Source organism: Helicobacter muridarum, assembly GCF_000765805.2.
Classification (GTDB): Bacteria; Campylobacterota; Campylobacteria; order Campylobacterales; family Helicobacteraceae; genus Helicobacter_A; species Helicobacter_A muridarum.
In genome coordinates this window covers 1-20719 of record NZ_JRPD02000016.1, presented here as the reverse complement: position 1 = coordinate 20719, position 20719 = coordinate 1, and the positions used below count along the sequence as shown (strand labels likewise).

Below are 20719 nucleotides of genomic sequence, written 5' to 3'. Positions count from 1 at the left end.
TGCTCACTTAAATTAGGATTAAAAATATTATAGTTCTGTTATAATCATAGCATATACCTTAATCAAGGAAATAAATGACAAAAAACCACATCGCAACAAATTTGGCATATATCTTAGAATCTATTGACCATATAAAGCAAGTTCACAACATAAAAGAAACAATAAAACTTATAGCAGTAAGCAAATATAGCACAGAGTTAGACATATATGAAGCCTATAAAACTGGCTTAATGGATTTTGGAGAAAATAAAGTGCAAGATTTAGTAAATAAAAAGAAAAATTTGCAACACTTATTAGAAGAATCTAACATATACAATAATGAAGCATTTTATAGAATTGCATGGCACTTTATAGGTAGATTGCAGACTAATAAGATTAACATGTTGATTGATTCAATGCCTGCAATGATTCAATCTTTGCACTCTATTAAACTTGCTAAAGAATTGCAAAAAAGGCTACAAATACGAAATATAAGACTTGAAGCATTATTACAAATTAATAGCGCAAAAGAAGATAGCAAGCAAGGTTTTTATCCTGAAGATGCCATACAGTCATATTTACAAATACAGCAAGAATGTCCTAATATTAAGCTTCGCGGGCTCATGTGTATAGGAGCACACATAGAGGATAGACAACAATCAAAGTTTATTGCTAATAGTTTTCATACTACTTGGAAATTATTTGACAATCTAAAAAAATATGGAGCTAATGTATTATCTATGGGTATGAGCAATGATTATGAAATTGCTATAGCAGAAGGAAGCAACTGCATACGTATAGGCTCTCAAATATTTAAGAGAAACAAATAATACTATGAATAGAATAAATATAAAATTCATCTATAAATTATATATGAAATTTCATCATCTTACCTATTAGATTGATATAACATAGACAACAACATAAGAAATCTAACTTCTAAAACTAAAGATAAAAAGCAAACATACTAAATACTTACAAAGTGAGTTAATCCCACAAGATGCAAAATCATAACAACAAAACAGCAATATAAGCTAAGAACTAGGATTTATTTTTAGATTTCTTGAGAGTTCTAAGTGTAGAAGCAGCAACTTTTATCTTGCAAGTCTCTCCATTTTCAAGCTTAATTCTAATAGATCGAAGATTTGGTTTTAATTTCCTCTTGGTCTTATTATTAGCATGACTTACATTGTTACCTATCATAACGCCTTTTCCAGTAATATCGCATCTTCTTGACATATCAATCTCCTGAAACTAATATAAACTTCGTATTATATTTAATATATACTTACAATATACTTAAGCCTATAATCTAATCACACACCAGCATGCTCTCGTTCCCTCTTTTTAAGCTCCTTTTCAAACTTCTTACGCTTCAGTAGAGGTAGTTTATCTACGAACAAAATACCATTCAAATGGTCTATTTCATGCTGCAAAGCAACAGCAAAAAAATCTTCGAATACTTCTTCATTCACCTTTCCAAATCGATTTTGATAGCGCAAAGTAATTTTTTGAAATCTCTGTATCTCTTCATAAAATCCAGGGACAGATAAACAACCCTCATTCCACATGATAATGCCATTTGCTTGAATAATTTCAGGATTAATAATCTCTAATAAATCATCTTTATATTGAATCTCATCTTCCCTAGGAATATTAACAAGCAAGGCGCGAATAGGATTTGCCACTTGAATAGCAGCAATCCCAACTCCATTAAGTTCTATCATAGTATCATACATGTCATCTAGGAAATTATGTAAACCAGAATCAAAATCAACCACTTTACTAGAAACCTGTCTTAATATTTTATTTGGATAACGAACAACATCTAAAACCATGTCATCTCCTTACAATATCAAATTCCAAATTGCTTAGATTCTAAAATTCTATCTTAAAATAAATAATCCAAATGCAATTTTATAATAAGTAGCATTAGCACTTTAGAAATGAAACGTGCAAAAAATTGCTAAAATACTTGATGGATTTTGTTGTAAAAAGGATAGCCGTGAATAATAATTTTGAAATCAACCCATTATACAAATATGCACTATCATCTGCATTACTTAAATGTTTGATATATATTATTATAAATTGTAATATTGCTTTTGCACAACAATCAACAAGTAAACAAACATCTCCTATCAAAATCATTACAAGCATTGCTAGTATAAATTTCTTTATACAAGAAATCGCGAAAGATAATGCGATAGCGACAAATATTATTCCAAAAAACAAAGATGCAGAAAGCTATGAGCCAAGCTTTAATATCATGAATCTTATAACAAAATCAGATATGTTTATTGGAATTGGAATGCCATTTGAAAAGATATGGCTACCTAAAATACAAAGTGCTAATACAAATCTAAAAATACTTTTAATACAAGAAAAGTTAGGGAAAGATTCTATGCATATTTGGGCAAGCCTTGAAAATGCAAAGGAAATTGCTAAGATTATTGCTGAAAGCCTTTATGAGCTTGATTATGAAAATGAAAAATTCTATAAGCAAAACTTAGGGCTGTTACTAAAAAAAATAGAATCTACACAAATATCTATATTAGATACAATAAAACAAATGCCACATAAACAATTTATTGTATATCACCCGATACTAGATAGCTTCGCTGATGAATATGGATTAGATGAACTCTCATTGCAACAACATGGCAAAAAATATGGAATCTCAGATATGTTAAACTTAATTAAAAAGGGAAAGAAACTCCAAATTAAACGAGTCTTTAGCGAGCATAATAATAAAGATATCCAAACGCTAGCTCGTGAGATAAATGCTAGAGTAGTAATTATCAATCCTATCCATGAAGATTACTTGAATAATATGGAATCTATTTTTACGGAGATTGCTAAAAGTTATGAAAAATTAGATGAGCAATTCAAAATAACTCTATATTAAGTTTGTAGCTCAGTTTGTTTAAATATGAATATATAGGCTTATAAAGAATCTAAAGTGATTCTCATTTTAAGATTTTTTTAAAAACCATAAGAAGCCACAAACATTATGCTAAGTAGCAATTAGATCTTAAAACAAAAGAATCTCTTAAGATAAAATTTCCTGACAAATCATTGTTACAAATGATACAGTAAGACCTATAAGAACACATATAAAAATTATCCACATCAATATAGGTAACAAAAACATTAAAACTGCAAATAAAATTACAGATATCGCTGCTAACGCAATAAAAGTAAAAAGTAACTGTAAATATACCATGTACAACTCCTTAAAATTGGAATTTAATTCTAGACTATTCTAGTTCTAAAAAGTTAATATGCTAAAAAACTGTAATTAATTATGATTAGTTCAAATCATAAATTAAACAAAACATAGATTCTAAAAAAGCTAAGCATAATAACTTAATGTACAACACTAAAAGCAATATTGTTCAAGGCTTGTTGTAAGAGTTGTTTGCTTATCATCAGATCGAAATTCCAAAATCTCCTTTCCGCAAAGCTCATCTCCTTGCAATCTTACATTTGTAATCTCCAAATAGTTATCACCCTTCCATGTATATATCAATACATATCCCGGAATATTAGAAGTAGAATCTTTTCTAAAAGCTTTATTTGTCTTTGGCAATTCCTTATGCAAAATGCTTGGACCAAAGTTATCATGCTCATGGATAAAATTATATGCCCTATAAACATCATCTATATTCTTATTTGGAAATCTATATATTTCCTCTCCATCATGAGATTGTATAAATGGACGAATAAAATCTTGTTTTTCTTTTGGATTCTCCAGATTTCCCATTTTATCCTGATATAGCATTTCATATAACTTAATCTTTAACTCTTGATGAACAGGTAAGGAATCATCTTGATCTAATGCATACGAAATTGCAAAAAACAATATTAAACCTAGACATTTTAACCGCATAGTCATTATTACTTCCTTATTGATAGCCTTAATGCTAATTGTTAAGAATTATACTTAAAGGTAATTTACTTTGTCAATAAAGTTATCATTACATAGGATTACTGTATACATAACGCTAGATTCTAAAGCAAATATGCTACAATTTATAGATTTGCCTTAACGCTATCTAAGGAATCTTTATGATAAAAATTAAAAAAAGTTTTACTTTATTTTTATTACTCTTGCTTATATTTATCATTGCTATTCGAATGGCATCGCTTGATCTCTATGCTCTCATGGATACAACAGAAGCTCGCTATGCTGAAATGTCCAGAAAAATCCTCGAAACAGGAAATTGGATAACAATATACTACGATTATGGTGTGCCATTTTGGGGTAAGCCGCCGCTATCGTTCTGGGCTAGTGCTTTGAGTATGAAATTCTTCGGTATCGATGAGTTTGGTGCGAGATTGGCACCATTTATTGCTTCACTATTAGTTGGAATATTGCTATTTGCTTGGAGCTACTCAAACAACAATGAAAAAAAAGTCAAGAAGTTTCTTTACTACTTAAACTACGCCCTTGGTAGCTGCATTATATTTTTCTCATCTGGATTAGGTTTTGTAGCCTCTGGAGCCGTAATGACAGATATGTTTTTACTTGTTTGCATTTGCCTATGCATGATTGGGTTTTGGAAATGCGTATTTGCAAATTCTACAAACTATAGTTGGCTTAAAACATTTTGGGGATATATGTTTTTTGTTGGGCTAGCACTTGGATTATTAGCTAAGGGTCCTATTATTATCGTTTTAACTGGATTACCCATATTTGCTTTTTGCCTATTTTACTTTATAGATAGAATCTTTAGAAAAGATAAAGTGAAATTAATGAATCTAAGAAATTTGCCATATATTTGGGGCACATTGCTTGCCATATGCATAGCATTGCCTTGGTATATATTAAGTGAAATTGCTACCCCTGGATTCTTAGAATATTTCATAATAGGTGAACATATTAATAGATTTCTAATTAGCGGTTGGGAAGGAGATATGTATGGCAATGCACATTCAAGTCCACTTGGTATGATTTGGCTTTTTTGGGTTTGGGCTTTTCTTCCTTGGAGCTTAGTATTTTTTTATGTAGTCGGATATATATTTATGCGAAAGGCTAAGAAGTCAAATATAAACGAGCACAATAAAATACTAGATTTATTTGCGAGTAGGCAATATGGGCTTGTGTATTTATTATGCTGGATTCTATCTCCTTTGATATTTTTCTCTTTATCGAAAAATACATTAGAAGCTTATGTGTTACCAAGTCTACCTGCTTCTAGCATTTTACTAAGTATTCTTATATTTGGTATTAGCACTAAGTTTAGTGTCAGAATCTGGATTCTACCAAGTGTAATAATTATTGTATTTTCACTGTTTTTAATATATCCAAAACTAGATTCTGTTGCTACAAGACATCAAAAAGATATAATAAACTTATGGGATAGAAAATCTAATTTAATATTTCTAAAAGATTATCCAGCATATTCAGCGCAGTTTTATTCACATGGTAACTTTGCATTCTATAAAGACATACAAGAGCTAAGCAATGCCTTGATAAAAGAGTCAAATGTAAATCACAAAACAATAGTCATGCCAAGTTATCTATATAATGAAAATAAAGATTTCTTTCGTAATTACAATATAATCGCACAGCGCGATAATAAAACAATCATAAAAAATTTTAACTAAGGAGCAATTATGAGGGCAATTATCTTAGCCGCTGGATTTGGTTCTAGGCTTATGCCACTAACAAAAGATATGCCCAAGTGCATGGTAAAATACAAAAATAAAAGACTAATTGAATACCAAATCCAAGCCCTAATAGGTGCTGGGATAACAGATATAGCAATTATTGGCGGATATAAATTTGATGTGCTAAAAAACTATCTAGGACAAGCATATCCATTATTACAAACATTTTATAAGAATCCAAAATTTGATTCTACAAATATGGTAACAACTCTATTTTGCGCGAAAGAGTTCCTATCTAAATGTTTTCAAGATAAGCACGATATAATCATTTCATATAGTGATATTGTATATTTCATCAACACAGTCAAGAAGCTGTCATCTAGTAACAAACCACTATCTATTGTAATTGATAGAGACTGGCAAAATCTTTGGAAAGAGCGTTTTGAAAATCCTCTAAGCGATGCAGAGACATTAAAGATAAATGATGGAAAAATAATTGAAATAGGCAAAAAACCTAATGGTTATGATGAAATACAAGGGCAATATATAGGGCTATTCAAAATTGGTTGGGAATTCTTAGATTCTGTGATAAATGCATATGATGGATTAGATAAGGAAAAGATATATGATGGCAAAGACTATAATAATATGTATATGACAAGCTTCCTACAGATATTAATAGACAAATTTAACAATGCTTACCCAATAGATATACATGGTGGCTGGTGTGAAATAGATAGCAGCAGTGATTTAGACATTAATATTATTAAAGATTGTTGAATATTATGTATAAAAACAAGAATATTACATAAACCTTAAGCATATTTAGATAAATTAATACTGGATTAAAGTTATGACACAAACTTTTTTTACGGCAATCATTGAAAACACATTCTTGCAATACAGCATTATAGCTATTATACTAATTAGCATAGCTGCTGGAATTATTGGCTCACTTCTAGTGTCAAACAATATAGTTTTTATTGGTGGCGGAGTAGCACATTGCGCATATGGTGGTATTGGTATTGCAATTTTTTGCGGTTTCTCTGTCCTATTAGGAGCTAGCCTTAGTGCATTGTTTGTTGCATTTTGCCTAGGTTTTGTAAAAAAATATTATAGCCGCTATATAGATGTGTTTAACTCAGTGTTATGGGCTTTTGGGATGGCTTTAGGCGTGCTATTTTTAAATTTATCACCACAAGTTGGTGTTGATGTAGAATCTTATTTATTTGGATCTATTATTAGTATTGATAAAGATTTGCTATGGTTAATATTTTATTACAATTGTTTTCTGGTTGGCTTTGTATACATATACTACAAAGAAATCTTAGGCATTAGTTATGATTATGAATTTTGTTTACTCAAAAATATCAAGGCACAAATATTTACTAATATGATCTTTATTTTTATTGCCATTGGAATTATATTATGTATGCAAATTTCAGGACTAATCCTAGTATTAGCAATACTGTCAATACCTGCATATATTGCGAATTTATTTATATGCACATTAAAGGCGCAAATGCTTTTTACTAGCCTGCTTACTTGCATATTTATGCTAGCTGGGCTATATGTGGCATATCGCTACAATATTTCGCCCGGGGCTAGTATTACTCTTGTATCAGTATTTAGTATGATTCTAATATTAATCATCTATAAAATTAGAATGCTAAGGGGATAATATGGATATAAACGATGATAATAAAGATTTATCATTTTATAAAGCAGAGTTAGAATCTCAAAAAAAAATTGTAAAAAATGCTTTCAAGGTTTCTATTATATTAGGTTTTATATGTATTTTTTTCGTGGTTTTAAATCTTAGCATTCTATTTACCGTAGCTGGAGGGATTGCAGGTAGCGATAGAAAGATTAATGACTTGGAAAGACAAATTAAAATATTACAGGAATCAATACAAAAAACTAATTACAAATAATAAAAATAAGATTTATATAAATTTCCAAGATCATTTTAAAATCTAAGGTCAAATTATGTCAGAATCGATTAAGTCAAATGATAAAAATATTATTATTCAAGGTGAAAATGTTTCTTTTAGTTACAACAAAGAAAAAATATTTAATAATATTAATTTTACAATTTTTGATAAGGAATTTTTGGGAATCATAGGACCAAATGGTGGTGGAAAAACTACATTTATAAAGATCTTATTGGGATTATTAAAAGGCTATACAGGTATACTATCTTACCCAAATCCAAGCTTATTTTCTTTCCCTAAAGATATAGGATATGTGCCACAAAATACACAGATTAATCTAAATTTCCCAATTATGGCGATAGAAGTCGTAGAGATGGGAATCCTAAAAAGCAGCATATTTGGATTCAGGCTAAAAAAGAAACAAAGACAAGCCGCATTAGAAATATTAGATAAGTTAGGAATAAAAGAACTTGCTTATAAAAAAATTGGGGAATTGAGCGGTGGACAGATTCAAAGAGTGCTTATAGCAAGAGCCATAAATGGAAACCCAAAACTATTAATTTTGGACGAACCAACTTCAAATATCGACACTAAAACGCAAACTGAAATCTATAAACTGCTAAAAGCAATTAACAAAATTCATACTATAATTACAATTAGTCATGATATCCCTATCACTTTAGAGTATGCGACAAGAATTTTGCATATTAATCGCGCTGTTTATAGCCACGACATTCCACCTATTACTCTAAATAAAGATGGGCATATTTGTGAAATAGATATTTTTCAAGATTTTATAAGCAACTCTCATAATCCAAACTAGATGGGTTGATGTGAAGGAGATAATAATAATGAATGAATTTGATGTAGTTATTATAGGCGGTGGAGTTAGTGGATGCTCTACTTTTTATACATTAAGCGAATATAGCAATATTAACAAAATAGCAATAGTGGAAAAAGAATCAAAGTTAGCCCAAATTGGTTCAAGCCATAAAGCAAACTCTCAAACTATACATGATGGCTCAATTGAAACAAACTACAGTGCAGAGAAAGCAAGCAAAGTAAAAGTCGCGGCAAATAAATTACGTAACTTTGCCCTAAAAGAGAATCTGCAAAACAAAATTATATTCAATATGCAAAAAATAGCAATTGGCGTAGGTGATTATGAATGCGACTTTATGGTAAAGCGACATGAAGCATTTAAGGAAATATTTCCCGGTATGAAATTCTATAATAAAGATCAAATAAAGATTATAGAACCAAAAATTATAGAAGGAAATGATGGAAGAGATAGACCAGAAAATGTAGTTGCCTCTGGATTTGATTCTGATTGGTGTGCTGTAAATTATGAATTACTAAGCGAATACTTCGTGCAAAAAGCAAAACAAAAACAACCGCAAAATGAGATATTTTTAAATTTTCATGTTGATAGAATTAATATAAAAAATACAGGCTACTCCATATTAGGAAAGGACAATAGAGAAATTTACGCTAAGTTTGTTCTAGTAGATGCTGGTTCATATTCATTGCCCTTAGCACAAAAGGCTGGATATGGGCTTGATCTTGGCTGCTTGCCTGTAGGTGGAGAATTTTACTTTACTCCCAATCTTTTGAAAGGAAAAGTATATGGTGTGCAAAACCCTAAACTTCCATTTGCTGCACTTCATGGAGATCCAGATGTTTTTGTGGATAATAAGACTAGGCTTGGACCAACAGCATTAGCTACATTGCGATTGGAAAATAGTAGGCATATTTTCCATGTATTAAGCCCAGATCTATTAAAGCTTGATTTACATCTAGATGTATTCAAAGCAACTTACGACTTAATTAAAGATAGTGAGATACGCAATTATATATTACGAAATATGGCTTTTCACCTACCATTTATTGGCAAGAGATTATTCATTAAAGACGCTCAAAAGATTATCCCATCATTAAAGCTAGATGATATTACATTTGCACAAGGGTATGGTGAAGTAAGACCACAAGTCTTAGATAGAACAACTAAAAAGCTAGAATTAGGCGAAAAAAGAATTCGCACAGGCAAAGGGCTAACATTTAATATGACACCATCTCCAGGTGCTACATCATGCTTGCATAATGCCCTTGTTGATTCTGAAGAGATAACTACATATCTTAATGCAACTTTAGATAAAGAAAGATTCTTACAAGATCTTTCTCCTGAAGAGTTGAAATAATAGTCATTAGGATTCATCGATGTAGTTTCACTTAGTTTATATTGTGCACTTTGTAGAATTGGTTTTAGTATAGGATTTTTGGGTTTATTAAATTATGCAATGGATTTATCTGATTATATTTCCAATTAGTTCCGCCTGTGGATTAAAGCAAGAAGGCTAAATGGTTTAGACATAATTCTAGCAATAACTTGCAATCAATTAGTATGTTAACTAATGAAACTCTGACTTAAGGAGCTAGTATATGAAATTCTTTATCATAAATCTAGAAAAATCCACCCATAGAAAAGAAAGAATGCAGCAAAACATTATTACTTGGCAAAAACAAAATCCTAACTTCAAAGATAAAATCACATTTCATTTTTTCAAAGCAAAAACGCCACAAGATGCAATAGATTCTGGCTTTATAGCTAGATATAATCGCTTTCTTGCATGGGTATGGAAAGCGCGCGATGTAAGAGAGACAGAGATTGCTTGCTTTTATTCTCATTACTCATTATGGGAGAAGTGCGTAGAACTAAATGAAGCTATATTTATACTAGAAGACGACTTAGATTTTAGCCCATATCTTGGCAGTGGTGCAGAGGATATAACACAAAGTCCTTATGAATATGTGCGCTTTTGTTGGAGAACATTTCGTAGAATGTTATTAGTCAATGATAAATTTGCATTTGCTCATCCATTAATACTTGGTGCAGGTGGATACTATATTTCTCCAAGTGGTGCTAGAAAATTAATAGCAAATGCCAATGAAGTATATATTGCTCTTGATTATTATCTTTCAAGCTCATTTATACATGGTGTAGTAGAAATGGTATACATGCGACCGCTAGTAATACTAAATGAATTAGACGCTAATTCTACAATTGGTAAGCCAGAACATCAAATACAAAGCAAAGAAGACAAAATTCGCTATAAAAAGTTTGTAGCACTAAGGGAGCTACATAGAATTTATCGACAGATAAGAACTATTATATTTGCTCTTTGGCATGTTTTTAGGATTCCATCACGTTGGTAAATGTTTAATTGTAACTTCATTTATATTTTTTTTTGTATTTCATTTTATATTTTGTAATCAGTTTTAAGCTTAATTATAGTATATTTATTATATTTTAATAATAAATTATACATTGCTCTATCTTAACAAGTGTGAAAAACACAAGTCAAAATTTAGTTACAATAACGATTTATATTATTTATTATGAAAATCAAGATTATTTAAAAAATCAATAAATGCACATAAAAGAGAAAGACAATGAAAAAAATTACAGATAGGCTAATACGTTATTTTGCTTATCTTCTACTATTTTGCACAACATTATGTCCTTACGATGTCGAAAAACAGATGAAAATTTTTGGATAAATTATATTTGGGAAGATTGTAATAGTAATATTTGTAAAATGATATGGCATTTGCGCAAAAATATATGAAACCTTTCAAATATGATGAATGTATTATAAACGATGATGAAAGCCTCTGCCAATATATATTTACTAAACCATATTAAAAATAAGTGGCAAAATTATAATATCTAGAGATTTTCAATTTAGTGCTTATGGTATTCCAGATTCACCACAGAAACTAAGCAATGTATTTACCCCTTATTATGCAAATTCTCCTAGCTTTTTAAAAAATATACAAATTGTGAATCCCAAACTTATGATTCAGAAATGACTTGAAAATGGTTTAGCAGATGAAGTTAGCTATAAAGTCGAGCTAGCCATAGATAATACAAAAGATTCCTTGTTAGTTATAGATCTTAGCCCATGTGGCGGTAATAATAAATTAAAAGTTAAGAATATTAAGATTATAGAAAAAACAGATGAGAAAAAGTATAATAAAGAAAATCACATAAAAACACTGGAGTATCAAAGAGAGCTGCTACTCATAACAAAGATAAGTATGTAAATTTACTAGAGTCCCCAAATGTAAAGTTTAACACAAATAAAAGTTAAAGACATTGATGAGATTCTACTCTTTAGTCTTGATCCTGTTGGCTGGGAAATTGAAGAGCACAACAGTCTTAAGAATAAAGACAACCAAATATTATCTAAATCTAAAAGCAACCCAAATTGAATAAAAATAATTTACTTTTCATTAAATGTCAATGATACAAATAAAGTTGTTGTTGGCTTTATACATGATTCTCAATTGAATTATAAATAAAGAACATCTAGGGTTATTAGCTTTTAACTACTCTATATGGAGATTTGTTCTTTAAGAATATAGTCAGTCAAACTTTTGCATAGCATTAATTCAGTATAAAATATTATTATAATTCAATTATTTCAAAAGCTAGAATTAAAAATGATTTACAAGACTCTATGATTCGTTAGGCATAAAGAGATATCAGAAACAAAAAAATATCAGATAATTATGAAGAATTACTGGTTTCTAACTATAGAATCTCATTAGTTCTTTGCAATAACCATTCCCTTGCCCTACCTTGCAAACTAGATTCTAAATTTTGTCTAACTTTCTTATGATAATCATTAAGCCATTTTTTTTCATCTTGATTTAGTAGCGACGTATCGATGCATGACGTCTCAAATGGACATAAGGTTAACACGTCAAAGCACAAAAATTCACCAAATTCGTTCTCCTTGGGATTAGACACCCTTGTATTTACTACTAGATTCTCTAATCTTATACCCCATTTACCAGTGCGATAAATACCCGGTTCAATTGAGCTTAACATTCCAATTTTTGCCTGTGTTTTAGGTAATGCATTGGCATAACAAGAGATTACTTGTGGTCCTTCATGCACATTTAAGAAATATCCAACACCATGACCTGTGCCATGAAAATAGTTTATTTGATTATTCCATAATATCGCTCTACAAATGGAATCTAAAAATGGCATTGGTATATCAATAGGAAATGATGCAGAGGCTAGAGCTATATGAGCCTTTAATACCAAAGTATAATCCTTAACTTGCTCAACACTTGGCTTACCAATAGGAACCACGCGCGTAATATCAGTAGTGCCATTACTATATTGCCCACCAGAATCAATTAGCAATAATCCGTGTGATTCTATATATGCAAAAGAATCGCTACTCGCAGAATAATGTGGCTGCGCTCCATTAGCATTAAATCCGGCTATAGTAGCAAAGCTATCAGATATATATAGTGGATTTTTAGCTCTAAAATAACTCAACATCTTAGCTATATCAAGCTCGCTTACTCTCTCATTATTTTCTAGTGAATCTTCTAGCCATGCAAAAAAGTTGCAAAGTGCTATCCCATCGTGTCGCATTGCATCTTTGATATTTTCTATTTCTAAGTCATTCTTGCAAGCCTTAAGTAATTGGCTAGGATTATTATCATCTATTATATGGTTGTTTTGCTCTATGATGTTACCAAGATGCGCGCTAATTTTGTTACTATCAAGCAATATACTACAATTACTAATATCATTTAACACGCTATCAACATCTTCATAATCCATAGTATCTATGCCATCTTTTTTCAACTTTGCTTGCAATTCAATAGATATTGAATCTAGCTTTACAAATAAAATGGCCTTCTGCATAGATAATAAGAAAAAACACATAAATACTGGATTATATGTTATATCACTACCTCTTAAATTGCAAAGCCAAGCAATATCATCTAGGGAGGCTAATATATGATAATCCGCATTAATACGTCGCATTTTTTCACGAAGTTGAACTAGATTCTCTTGCCTATCACGCACACAATGAATATGCTCATAAATTTTATTATGACAAAGCGGCTCTCTATCAATCCAAAGTGTAGTTATTAAATCTTTGTGTAAAACCGAGATATTTTTATCTTTCAATGCTTTTTTTAGGTCTAATTGCATAGATAGTGACAAGACTTTAAAATCAGTTGCTAATGTTTGATTTTGGTCTATATTCTCGCATAGCCATTTTATAACATTATTTGCAGAATCCTGTCTTTGCAAATCTATGGTACTGCCTTGCAACTCCTTGTCTGCTTGTATCCAATATCTACCATCTGTCCAAAGCCCAGCATAACCCTGCGTAACAACAAGAATGCCAGAACTACCGCTAAAACCACTAAGCCATTGCCTACTTTGATAAAATTTAGGCAAATACTCTGATAAATGTGGATCTGATGTTAAAACCATATATACATGAATATTTGATTGCATCATTAAATAACGTAATGAGTGTATTCGCTTGGCATATATATTCATATCTTTCCTTAAATACAGTATTTAAGTTAAAGTCTCCAACAATAAGGAGTAAAATTTTAACAAAATAAACTAACGATATAAATATTAAATCATAACCTAATAACAACATTTAACTGTTACTGCATTTCTTGTCGCATTAAAAATAATTCCCAATTATAAGCACTTTCTATAATAAGACGCAAATCATCAAATCTAGGCTTCCACTGTGTTAGTTTAAGCAACTTACTATTATCTGCTATAAGCATAACAGAATCCCCTACTCTACGACCAGAGGCATAAGTCTTAAAATTATTTTTACTTACAGCTTTAACGCATTCAATAACTTCATATACACTAAAACCCCTACCATAACCAACATTAAAAATTTCACCAAAATGCCCTACTGCATTCTGCAATAGCTTAAATGCTTCTATATGGGCAAAACTTAAATCATCAACATGTATATAATCTCGAATACAAGTTCCATCTTTAGTATGATAATTAGTTCCATATATACTCATGCCATCTCGCTTACCTGTTGCGCACTCGCATGCAACTTTGATTAAATGTGTAGCATTTTTGGCTCTTTGACCAAGTGATATGTTGCCTGTATAGTCATTTTGTGTATTGGCACCTGCAACATTGAAATAACGCAAAATAACATAATTAATCTTTTCAGATTCTGCTACATGCTCTAGCATGGTTTCAGACATAAATTTACTATATCCATAAGGATTAATTGGATTTGGAATTTCCTTCTCTGTAATTGGCATCTTCTCTGCATCTGGTTCACCATAGACTGCAGCTGTGCTTGATAATATGAAATTCTTTATTTTATATTTTACACATAAAGATAAAAGTTTTAATGTCTTTGAAGTATTATTGTGATAATACAGGATTGGATTTTCCATAGATTCTTGTATGCTAATAGATGCGGCAAAATGTAAAACACCCCATATTTTGTATTGCTTAAATATCTCCTCACTATTTTCAATATCTTCTCGTATTAGTCGAACTCTATCTCCAAACTGATGCTTCAAATATTCATAGTTTTTTAAGAATCCAGTCGAAATATTATCAACTATAATAACCTCTACATCTGTGTTAGCAAGAAAGTTATAAGCGCAATGCGAACCTATATAACCACATGCTCCTGTAAAAAGTAACTTCATAGATAATCTCCAAATAACAGAATATTATGCGAATGGCTTAAAGTGGTTTTACAAAGTCTAAAATTATAACATTATAATTTACCAATTTTCATAAACATAACCAATTTGAATATATTAAGGAGAGAATCAACAATGGATGATATATTTGATAATAAAACGCTTACAATGTCTGTGCTTGCAACGCCTGCGCATGCAAATTTTAATGGTGTAATGCACGGTGGAGATTTGTTAAAGTTACTAGATCAAGTGGCATATGCTTGTGCTACTAGATATTGTGGAGTAGGAGTTGTTACATTGAGTGTCGATAGAGTTCTATTTCGCAATCCAATCAAAATTGGAAATCTGGTGCATTTCTTAGCCTCTATTAATTACACAGGACAAACAAGCGTTGAAGTTGGAATAAGAGTTGTAGCAGAAAATATAGAGGAGAGCTCTGTCGTGCATTGTAATAGCTCATACTTTACTATGGTAGCAATAGGTAGCAATGGCAGACCAACTAAGATTCCACAATTAATCCCGATTACAGATGAGGAAAAAAGACGTTTTGAAGCAGGTAGAGCAAGGAGAGAAGCTAGCAAAAACAACGCCAAAATAAATAATAAAACTTGATTAACATATAAAATTAATGTTATATGGACAATCTATCTATATAAAATAAATATTATTAAAATTAATGATATTTAGAGATTGTTTTATATTGTCTAGATTCATTGCGTGATTGATGATTATTTCTATAATTTTTAGTTATAATTCATGGTTCTATAATTTTAGTTATATTAGGGGTTATTCTATGTTAGAGTGGATGCAAAAGCACAGAAAATATTTAATTGCCACAGTATGGATTAGTGCTTTAGCATTAATATTCGCTATGCTCGTAGAGTGGGGAGGAGGTGGATTTTCAGCTGGTAGTAGTGATACTATTGCCAAAGTAGGCAATCTAAATGTAGATAGATCCGAATATCTGCGTGCTTATAATTACCTAAAAAATTTATACCAGATTTCTGATGATTCCGAAGCCCAAATATTTGGAATAGATGATGAGGCTTTTAGACAAACAGTTCGAACAAAGTTGCTTGAACTTGTGGCAGATGATATAGGTGTAACTGTAACACAAGATGAAATTGCAGATTCCTTAATGTCTATCCCGGCATTTCAGGTAAATAATCGTTTTGATAAAAATCAATATTTTGATTTTTTAAGCAGAAGTGGGCAAAAAGCAGAATTTTTTGAAAAGCTTTTGGGTAAGGAGATTTTGAATGAAAAAATACAAAATCTACCCCTATTCTCTCCCAGCACATTAGAACTAAACACATTCTTAAGTGCTAATAACATTTCAGATGACATTTACATAAAAATCTTAAAAAGAAGTGAATTACTAAAGAACGAGAATTTTGATATATCAGATTCTAGTATTGAAGATTTTTGGAATCAAAATAGAGGCAATTACTACAAACCGTCTATTTATAAAATTGCATATGTAGCAATAAAGCCTAGCATGATTGATATAGACACTAAGAATCTAAGACAATTCTTTGAAGACAATAAAACAAAATATGCCGATAATGCGTTTGATGAAAATGATGAAAGCCTATTGAATGATTATAAAATTGAGCAAGCAAAGATTTATGCTCAATTTGCATCTACTTTTATAGATAACTACTTGGATTCAAATCCAAATAGTCAAGATATGGATAAAATTGTTGATAATAATAGTTTTAGTGTATTAAATTTAGAATCTATAAATAAACTCCGGGAATCATTTATTAGTGGAGCTCAGATGGAAAAGGGCATGATTCCAATTAGATATGCAGAGCTTGCTGAAGACAATAAAAATGTATATATCCAATTATTAAACAATTTAGCAATGTCAAATACAAATAAACATAAAACTAGCAAAACATCTAATATGGATATAATAGAGGGGGATAATATTATAATTGTCCCGCATTTTATAACAAAAGTAGGTAGGATTCCTTTAGAATTTTCTGAAGTCAAAGATAGGGTTAAAAATGATTTACTTGAGCATCAAATGCAAACTAAGTTTAATGATATTGCACAATTAAAGTTAAATGAAATTATTCAAAATAATAGCAATATCAGTTCTATGCAGCATCTTGGCTTTGTAAGCTTGGCAGATTCAACACAGCAAAACCAAAATTCTATTATACCTGCTAGAAATAATATAAAAGTGCATTCATTGAAAGATTTCGAGCTAAAGAATGCTATAGCTCAAATTTTTAGGAATAACAATAAACAAGGATTAATATTTTTAAATGATGAAAAGACCTTGCTATATGTTATCAATCAGCAAAATATGCCAAAGCTTGATGAGTTGTTCAATGCGTCTAATAATGCAATAGATGAAATAACTCAATACAAAACAAGAGATATGCGAAATGCACTTTTTGAATATGCTACCTCGAAGTATAGAATCATCGATTATAGGAGGAAAGATTGAGCAAGATTATTTTAGCAGTTGATATTGGCTCAAGTAAAATTTGTTCCGTTGTTGCTGAATTAAAAGATTCTACAGTGCAAATCATAGGAACTGGTTATTCCAAATCAAGAGGAATAAAAAAAGGTGCTGTTACCAATATTGACCTAGCAAGTCGTGCTATTCGGGAAAGCGTTGAAGATGCTAAGAGGATTACAGGTGTGCCATTGCCTGGTGCAATTATTTCTCTTTCTGGTACACATACAAAAAGTTTTAATGCTAGAGGGCTTGTAAATGTAGTTGATAAAGAAGTTAAGCTCGATTCTATAAATATGGTATTAGACAATGCTGTCCACGGTGCAAATATTCCTAGAGACTATGAAGTTGTACATGTTCTACCCTATCGATTTAAACTCGACGAACAAGACAATGATATAGACGATCCAATTGGTATGACGGGCAGAAGCTTACAGGTTGATGCACATATTGTTACTGTTCAAAAAGCAAGTTTGGATAATCTAAAGAAATCCATTATATTAGCAGGCATTAAGATAGAGAATATTGTCCTATCTTCTTATGCTGCATCTATATCTGTCCTAAATGAAGATGAAAGGCAGCTTGGAATAGCATGCGTGGATATGGGTGCTAATACTTGCGAACTAATGATTTACAAAGGTAATTCAATGCGATATAATGATTTCTTAGGAGTTGGTTCAAATCATATCTCAAATGATATAGCAAGGATCTTAAGTACTCCTATAGAGATTGCAGAAGCAATAAAAAAAGAATATGGCAATCTTATACCAAACGAAGAAGGATCTATTGAGATTCCAAAGATAGGTAATACTGGAGAAAAGACCGAAGTAGGACTAGATTTAGTGCACAATATTGTCTATGCTAGAGTTTCCGAAACACTTGTAATTTTAAAACGATCTATTGAAGCAAGCGGGCTATCTGATAAAATTAACGGTGTTGTATTAACTGGTGGAATGGTGAATCTAAAAGGAATTAGAGATTTTGCTGCAGTGCTTTTTAATCCACTATCTGTCCGCTTAGCTCAACCTGCAGAAGTTGGTGGATTATTTGCAACTTTAAAAGATCCAAGTAGCGCGGTAGCAGTAGGTTTACTTTTATATGGGGCTGGACATTTTACGAACTACGAAAAAGATTCACAAAATGTCATTAGGAGTAAATATGAGAATGCAAATATGTTACAATCAGATTATACAAACGATACTTATGAAAATAATGAAATTAATAAAATAAACTTAGAGGATTTGAAAGTGGAAGAAAATTTAGACCAAAAAGAGCAAGAAGACACAATAAAGCAAGATTCATTTTTTGGGAAAGTAGCTAAAGTGGCACAAAAATTATTTGGATAAGGGAAGATTTATGAATAGCAGTGCAAATATAAATTTAACATCAGCAGATATTGATTTAAAAGAAATGAAAACAGAATCAATCACACAAAAAGCCGATAATGCCATAATAACAGCAGTTGGCGTTGGTGGTGGTGGCAGTAATATGATAAACCATCTTTGCGAAATAGGCACTTTCCCAAACATTCGTCTAGTTATTGCTAACACAGACTCGCAGCATATGAAAAATAATCGAGCACAAACACATATACTACTGGGAGAAAAAACAACCCAGGGTTTGGGTGCTGGAATGAGGCCCGAAATTGGAAGAAAGGCGGCAGAAGAAAGCTATGACAAACTAAAAGAAATCTTTAATGGCTCTGATCTAGTAATAATATCTGCTGGACTTGGTGGCGGAACAGGAACAGGGGCTACACCAATTATTGCTAGTGCTGCAAAAGAAGTAGGAGCTTTAACAATAGCCGTAGTTACTACTCCATTTAAAATGGAAGGTAAAAAGAGAGCAAAGCTGGCACAAGAAAGCCTTGTGCTACTAAAAGAGGTTTGCGATTCTATAATCATCATTCCAAACCAACGCCTTTTAAATATGATAGATAAAAATACTAGCTATGAAGAGAGTATGTCATATGTGGATGATGTATTAGCAAGAGCTGTAAATGGAATTGCTAGTATTATATTAACTGATTCTGGAGATGGCATAAACCTTGACTTTGCTGACTTGCGAACTGTTGTCGCTGGCAAAGGACTTGCACTAATGAGTATTGGTGAGGCAGAGGGAGATGATGCAGCACAAAAAGCAGTTTCTAATGCTATAGAATCTCCTCTTTTTGAAGATATATCTATTAAGGGTTCTATGGCAATATTAATAAGTTTTGAAGTAAATCCTAAGTTTCCTTTTGTCCAAATTACTCAAGTAGTTGAGAATCTAGAAGAAGTTGCAGATGAAAATGCAGATATTATATTTGGAACAGTTCCTAATCCGGAATTCACAGAAAAGAGAGTTAGAGTATCCATTATAGCAACAGGCTTTCAACAAGCAGCACAGCAACACAATACAATGGCTCAAACACCAATAGCACACAGTCCGCAAACAGAACCATCAGTTCAAGAGCCTAAAGCCAAGAGCAACATTATCTCATCGCAGGCAGATTTGTTCTCTCATCAGCCAGATATATACAATAGCTCCACAATTAGAGTAAGCAACTCCGATTATAATGAAGATGACTTAGATGCTCCAGCATATTATAGACATCAACAGGATTAGCGATTATTGACTAATTTTATATTAGTTCTATCTAAGACTTATAGAAGTTAAAATTAAAGTGTTGATATAAATGGCTATTTTATGCAACATTCAAAATTTATTTCTACTCTACAAGCAAAATATTCTTATAGATAGATATTTATTGATTTAATAAGTGGGGTAGATATTATAAAGTATTATATAAAATCAAAGCGAGAGCTAAAGTTTTGATTTGTATAGTATTTTATATATTGTAAAAAGAATCCTACACATTCCTTTATAAAATATTATATTATGTATAAAAAGTTCTTGAAAGTGCATTTTCAAGGGCATTAAATGATTATTAAATGTGCTTAAATACCTAAATGGTAGAATTTAAAAGCTATTATATTTTTACTCACTTTATTATATTGAGTCTTGCTCTTATCATTCTGAGGCTTTAGCAGGTTCAAGAATGACAAGTGGAGCTAAGACACAACAAAAATAGCCACGCTAAGATAACAAAACGAAGTTTCTTTAGTAAAACGAAGTTTCTTTAGTAAAACGAAGTTTCTTTAGTAAAACGAAGTTTCTTTAGTAAAACGAAGTTTCTTTAGTAAAA

Annotated in this window: 18 protein-coding genes; 13 read left to right on the top strand and 5 right to left on the bottom strand. The window is 31.1% G+C overall.

Annotated features, from left to right (window positions below; translation table 11 throughout):
• The first annotated feature begins 74 nt into the window (after positions 1-74).
• A complete protein-coding gene (locus LS73_RS06985) occupies positions 75-809 on the top strand; it encodes a YggS family pyridoxal phosphate-dependent enzyme (RefSeq protein ID WP_034558392.1) in 735 nt (244 codons plus the stop codon).
• 211 nt (positions 810-1020) lie between these two features.
• Here LS73_RS06985 and rpmB read toward each other — a convergent pair whose 3' ends face one another.
• Positions 1021-1218, bottom strand: coding sequence for a 50S ribosomal protein L28 (gene rpmB, locus LS73_RS06980; RefSeq protein ID WP_034558394.1), 198 nt, complete (start codon positions 1216-1218; stop codon positions 1021-1023).
• A 77-nt stretch (positions 1219-1295) separates the two neighbouring features.
• Positions 1296-1817, bottom strand: a complete 522-nt coding sequence (gene def, locus LS73_RS06975) for a peptide deformylase (protein WP_034558396.1) — start codon at positions 1815-1817, stop codon at positions 1296-1298.
• A 167-nt stretch (positions 1818-1984) separates the two neighbouring features.
• Between def and LS73_RS06970 the strand changes: the two genes are divergently transcribed.
• Positions 1985-2887: a metal ABC transporter solute-binding protein, Zn/Mn family gene (locus LS73_RS06970; protein WP_052089756.1), complete on the top strand. Its 903-nt coding sequence runs from the start codon at positions 1985-1987 to the stop codon at positions 2885-2887.
• Positions 2888-3361: 474 nt separating this feature from the next.
• Here the strand turns inward: LS73_RS06970 and LS73_RS06965 are convergent, their stop codons facing one another.
• On the bottom strand, positions 3362-3877 hold the full coding sequence (locus tag LS73_RS06965) for a hypothetical protein (RefSeq protein ID WP_052089758.1): 516 nt from the start codon (positions 3875-3877) through the stop codon (positions 3362-3364).
• Between the two features lie 173 nt (positions 3878-4050).
• On the opposite strand from LS73_RS06965, the gene LS73_RS06960 reads away from it, so the two are divergent.
• The 7 genes from LS73_RS06960 to LS73_RS06930 all read left to right on the top strand — a co-directional run bounded on the left by LS73_RS06960 (position 4051) and on the right by LS73_RS06930 (position 10742).
• Positions 4051-5592 (top strand): ArnT family glycosyltransferase, encoded by a 1542-nt coding sequence (locus LS73_RS06960; RefSeq protein ID WP_052089760.1) that lies wholly within the window; start codon positions 4051-4053, stop codon positions 5590-5592.
• Between the two features lie 9 nt (positions 5593-5601).
• Positions 5602-6375, top strand: a complete 774-nt coding sequence (locus LS73_RS06955; protein ID WP_034558398.1) for a phosphocholine cytidylyltransferase family protein — start codon at positions 5602-5604, stop codon at positions 6373-6375.
• A gap of 73 nt (positions 6376-6448) precedes the next feature.
• Positions 6449-7276 carry a metal ABC transporter permease gene (locus LS73_RS06950; RefSeq protein WP_052089761.1) on the top strand — a complete coding sequence of 276 codons (828 nt, stop codon included), beginning with the start codon at positions 6449-6451 and terminating at the stop codon, positions 7274-7276.
• A gap of 1 nt (position 7277) precedes the next feature.
• On the top strand, positions 7278-7529 hold the full coding sequence (locus LS73_RS06945; protein WP_052089762.1) for a hypothetical protein: 252 nt from the start codon (positions 7278-7280) through the stop codon (positions 7527-7529).
• Between the two features lie 55 nt (positions 7530-7584).
• A complete protein-coding gene (locus tag LS73_RS06940) occupies positions 7585-8352 on the top strand; it encodes a metal ABC transporter ATP-binding protein (RefSeq protein WP_052089763.1) in 768 nt (255 codons plus the stop codon).
• 25 nt (positions 8353-8377) lie between these two features.
• Positions 8378-9727, top strand: coding sequence for an FAD-dependent oxidoreductase (locus LS73_RS06935; protein ID WP_172458496.1), 1350 nt, complete (start codon positions 8378-8380; stop codon positions 9725-9727).
• 241 nt (positions 9728-9968) lie between these two features.
• Entirely contained in the window at positions 9969-10742 is a 774-nt protein-coding gene (locus LS73_RS06930; protein WP_052089764.1) for a glycosyltransferase family 25 protein, read from the top strand.
• A gap of 1381 nt (positions 10743-12123) precedes the next feature.
• Here LS73_RS06930 and LS73_RS06925 read toward each other — a convergent pair.
• Both LS73_RS06925 and galE read right to left on the bottom strand, forming a co-directional pair.
• Positions 12124-13911, bottom strand: a complete 1788-nt coding sequence (locus tag LS73_RS06925; RefSeq protein ID WP_104692149.1) for an aminopeptidase P family protein — start codon at positions 13909-13911, stop codon at positions 12124-12126.
• 116 nt (positions 13912-14027) lie between these two features.
• Positions 14028-15062 (bottom strand): UDP-glucose 4-epimerase GalE, encoded by a 1035-nt coding sequence (galE, locus tag LS73_RS06920; protein ID WP_034558332.1) that lies wholly within the window; start codon positions 15060-15062, stop codon positions 14028-14030.
• Positions 15063-15194: 132 nt separating this feature from the next.
• On the opposite strand from galE, the gene LS73_RS06915 reads away from it, so the two are divergent.
• The 4 genes from LS73_RS06915 (at position 15195) to ftsZ (ending at position 20139) form a co-directional block, all read left to right on the top strand.
• Positions 15195-15671 (top strand): acyl-CoA thioesterase, encoded by a 477-nt coding sequence (locus LS73_RS06915; protein ID WP_034558329.1) that lies wholly within the window; start codon positions 15195-15197, stop codon positions 15669-15671.
• 181 nt (positions 15672-15852) lie between these two features.
• On the top strand, positions 15853-17520 hold the full coding sequence (locus LS73_RS06910) for a SurA N-terminal domain-containing protein (protein WP_158654968.1): 1668 nt from the start codon (positions 15853-15855) through the stop codon (positions 17518-17520).
• The gene (gene ftsA / locus LS73_RS06905) at positions 17517-18878 is read left to right on the top strand and encodes a cell division protein FtsA (protein WP_034557906.1); all 1362 of its coding nucleotides are present in this window, start codon (positions 17517-17519) and stop codon (positions 18876-18878) included. Before LS73_RS06910 ends, ftsA begins: the two co-directional genes overlap by 4 nt.
• A 10-nt stretch (positions 18879-18888) precedes the next feature.
• The gene (ftsZ, locus tag LS73_RS06900; protein WP_052089595.1) at positions 18889-20139 is read left to right on the top strand and encodes a cell division protein FtsZ; all 1251 of its coding nucleotides are present in this window, start codon (positions 18889-18891) and stop codon (positions 20137-20139) included.
• Positions 20140-20719: the final 580 nt, after the last annotated feature.

Coding starts and splice junctions, on each gene's coding strand:
- LS73_RS06985 (WP_034558392.1), top strand. CDS start 75: ATGACAAAAAACCACATCGCAACAAATTTGGCATATATCTTAGAATCT.
- rpmB (WP_034558394.1), bottom strand. CDS start 1,218: ATGTCAAGAAGATGCGATATTACTGGAAAAGGCGTTATGATAGGTAAC.
- def (WP_034558396.1), bottom strand. CDS start 1,817: ATGGTTTTAGATGTTGTTCGTTATCCAAATAAAATATTAAGACAGGTT.
- LS73_RS06965 (WP_052089758.1), bottom strand. CDS start 3,877: ATGACTATGCGGTTAAAATGTCTAGGTTTAATATTGTTTTTTGCAATT.
- LS73_RS06960 (WP_052089760.1), top strand. CDS start 4,051: ATGATAAAAATTAAAAAAAGTTTTACTTTATTTTTATTACTCTTGCTT.
- LS73_RS06955 (WP_034558398.1), top strand. CDS start 5,602: ATGAGGGCAATTATCTTAGCCGCTGGATTTGGTTCTAGGCTTATGCCA.
- LS73_RS06950 (WP_052089761.1), top strand. CDS start 6,449: ATGACACAAACTTTTTTTACGGCAATCATTGAAAACACATTCTTGCAA.
- LS73_RS06945 (WP_052089762.1), top strand. CDS start 7,278: ATGGATATAAACGATGATAATAAAGATTTATCATTTTATAAAGCAGAG.
- LS73_RS06940 (WP_052089763.1), top strand. CDS start 7,585: ATGTCAGAATCGATTAAGTCAAATGATAAAAATATTATTATTCAAGGT.
- LS73_RS06930 (WP_052089764.1), top strand. CDS start 9,969: ATGAAATTCTTTATCATAAATCTAGAAAAATCCACCCATAGAAAAGAA.
- LS73_RS06925 (WP_104692149.1), bottom strand. CDS start 13,911: ATGAATATATATGCCAAGCGAATACACTCATTACGTTATTTAATGATG.
- galE (WP_034558332.1), bottom strand. CDS start 15,062: ATGAAGTTACTTTTTACAGGAGCATGTGGTTATATAGGTTCGCATTGC.
- LS73_RS06915 (WP_034558329.1), top strand. CDS start 15,195: ATGGATGATATATTTGATAATAAAACGCTTACAATGTCTGTGCTTGCA.
- LS73_RS06910 (WP_158654968.1), top strand. CDS start 15,853: ATGTTAGAGTGGATGCAAAAGCACAGAAAATATTTAATTGCCACAGTA.
- ftsZ (WP_052089595.1), top strand. CDS start 18,889: ATGAATAGCAGTGCAAATATAAATTTAACATCAGCAGATATTGATTTA.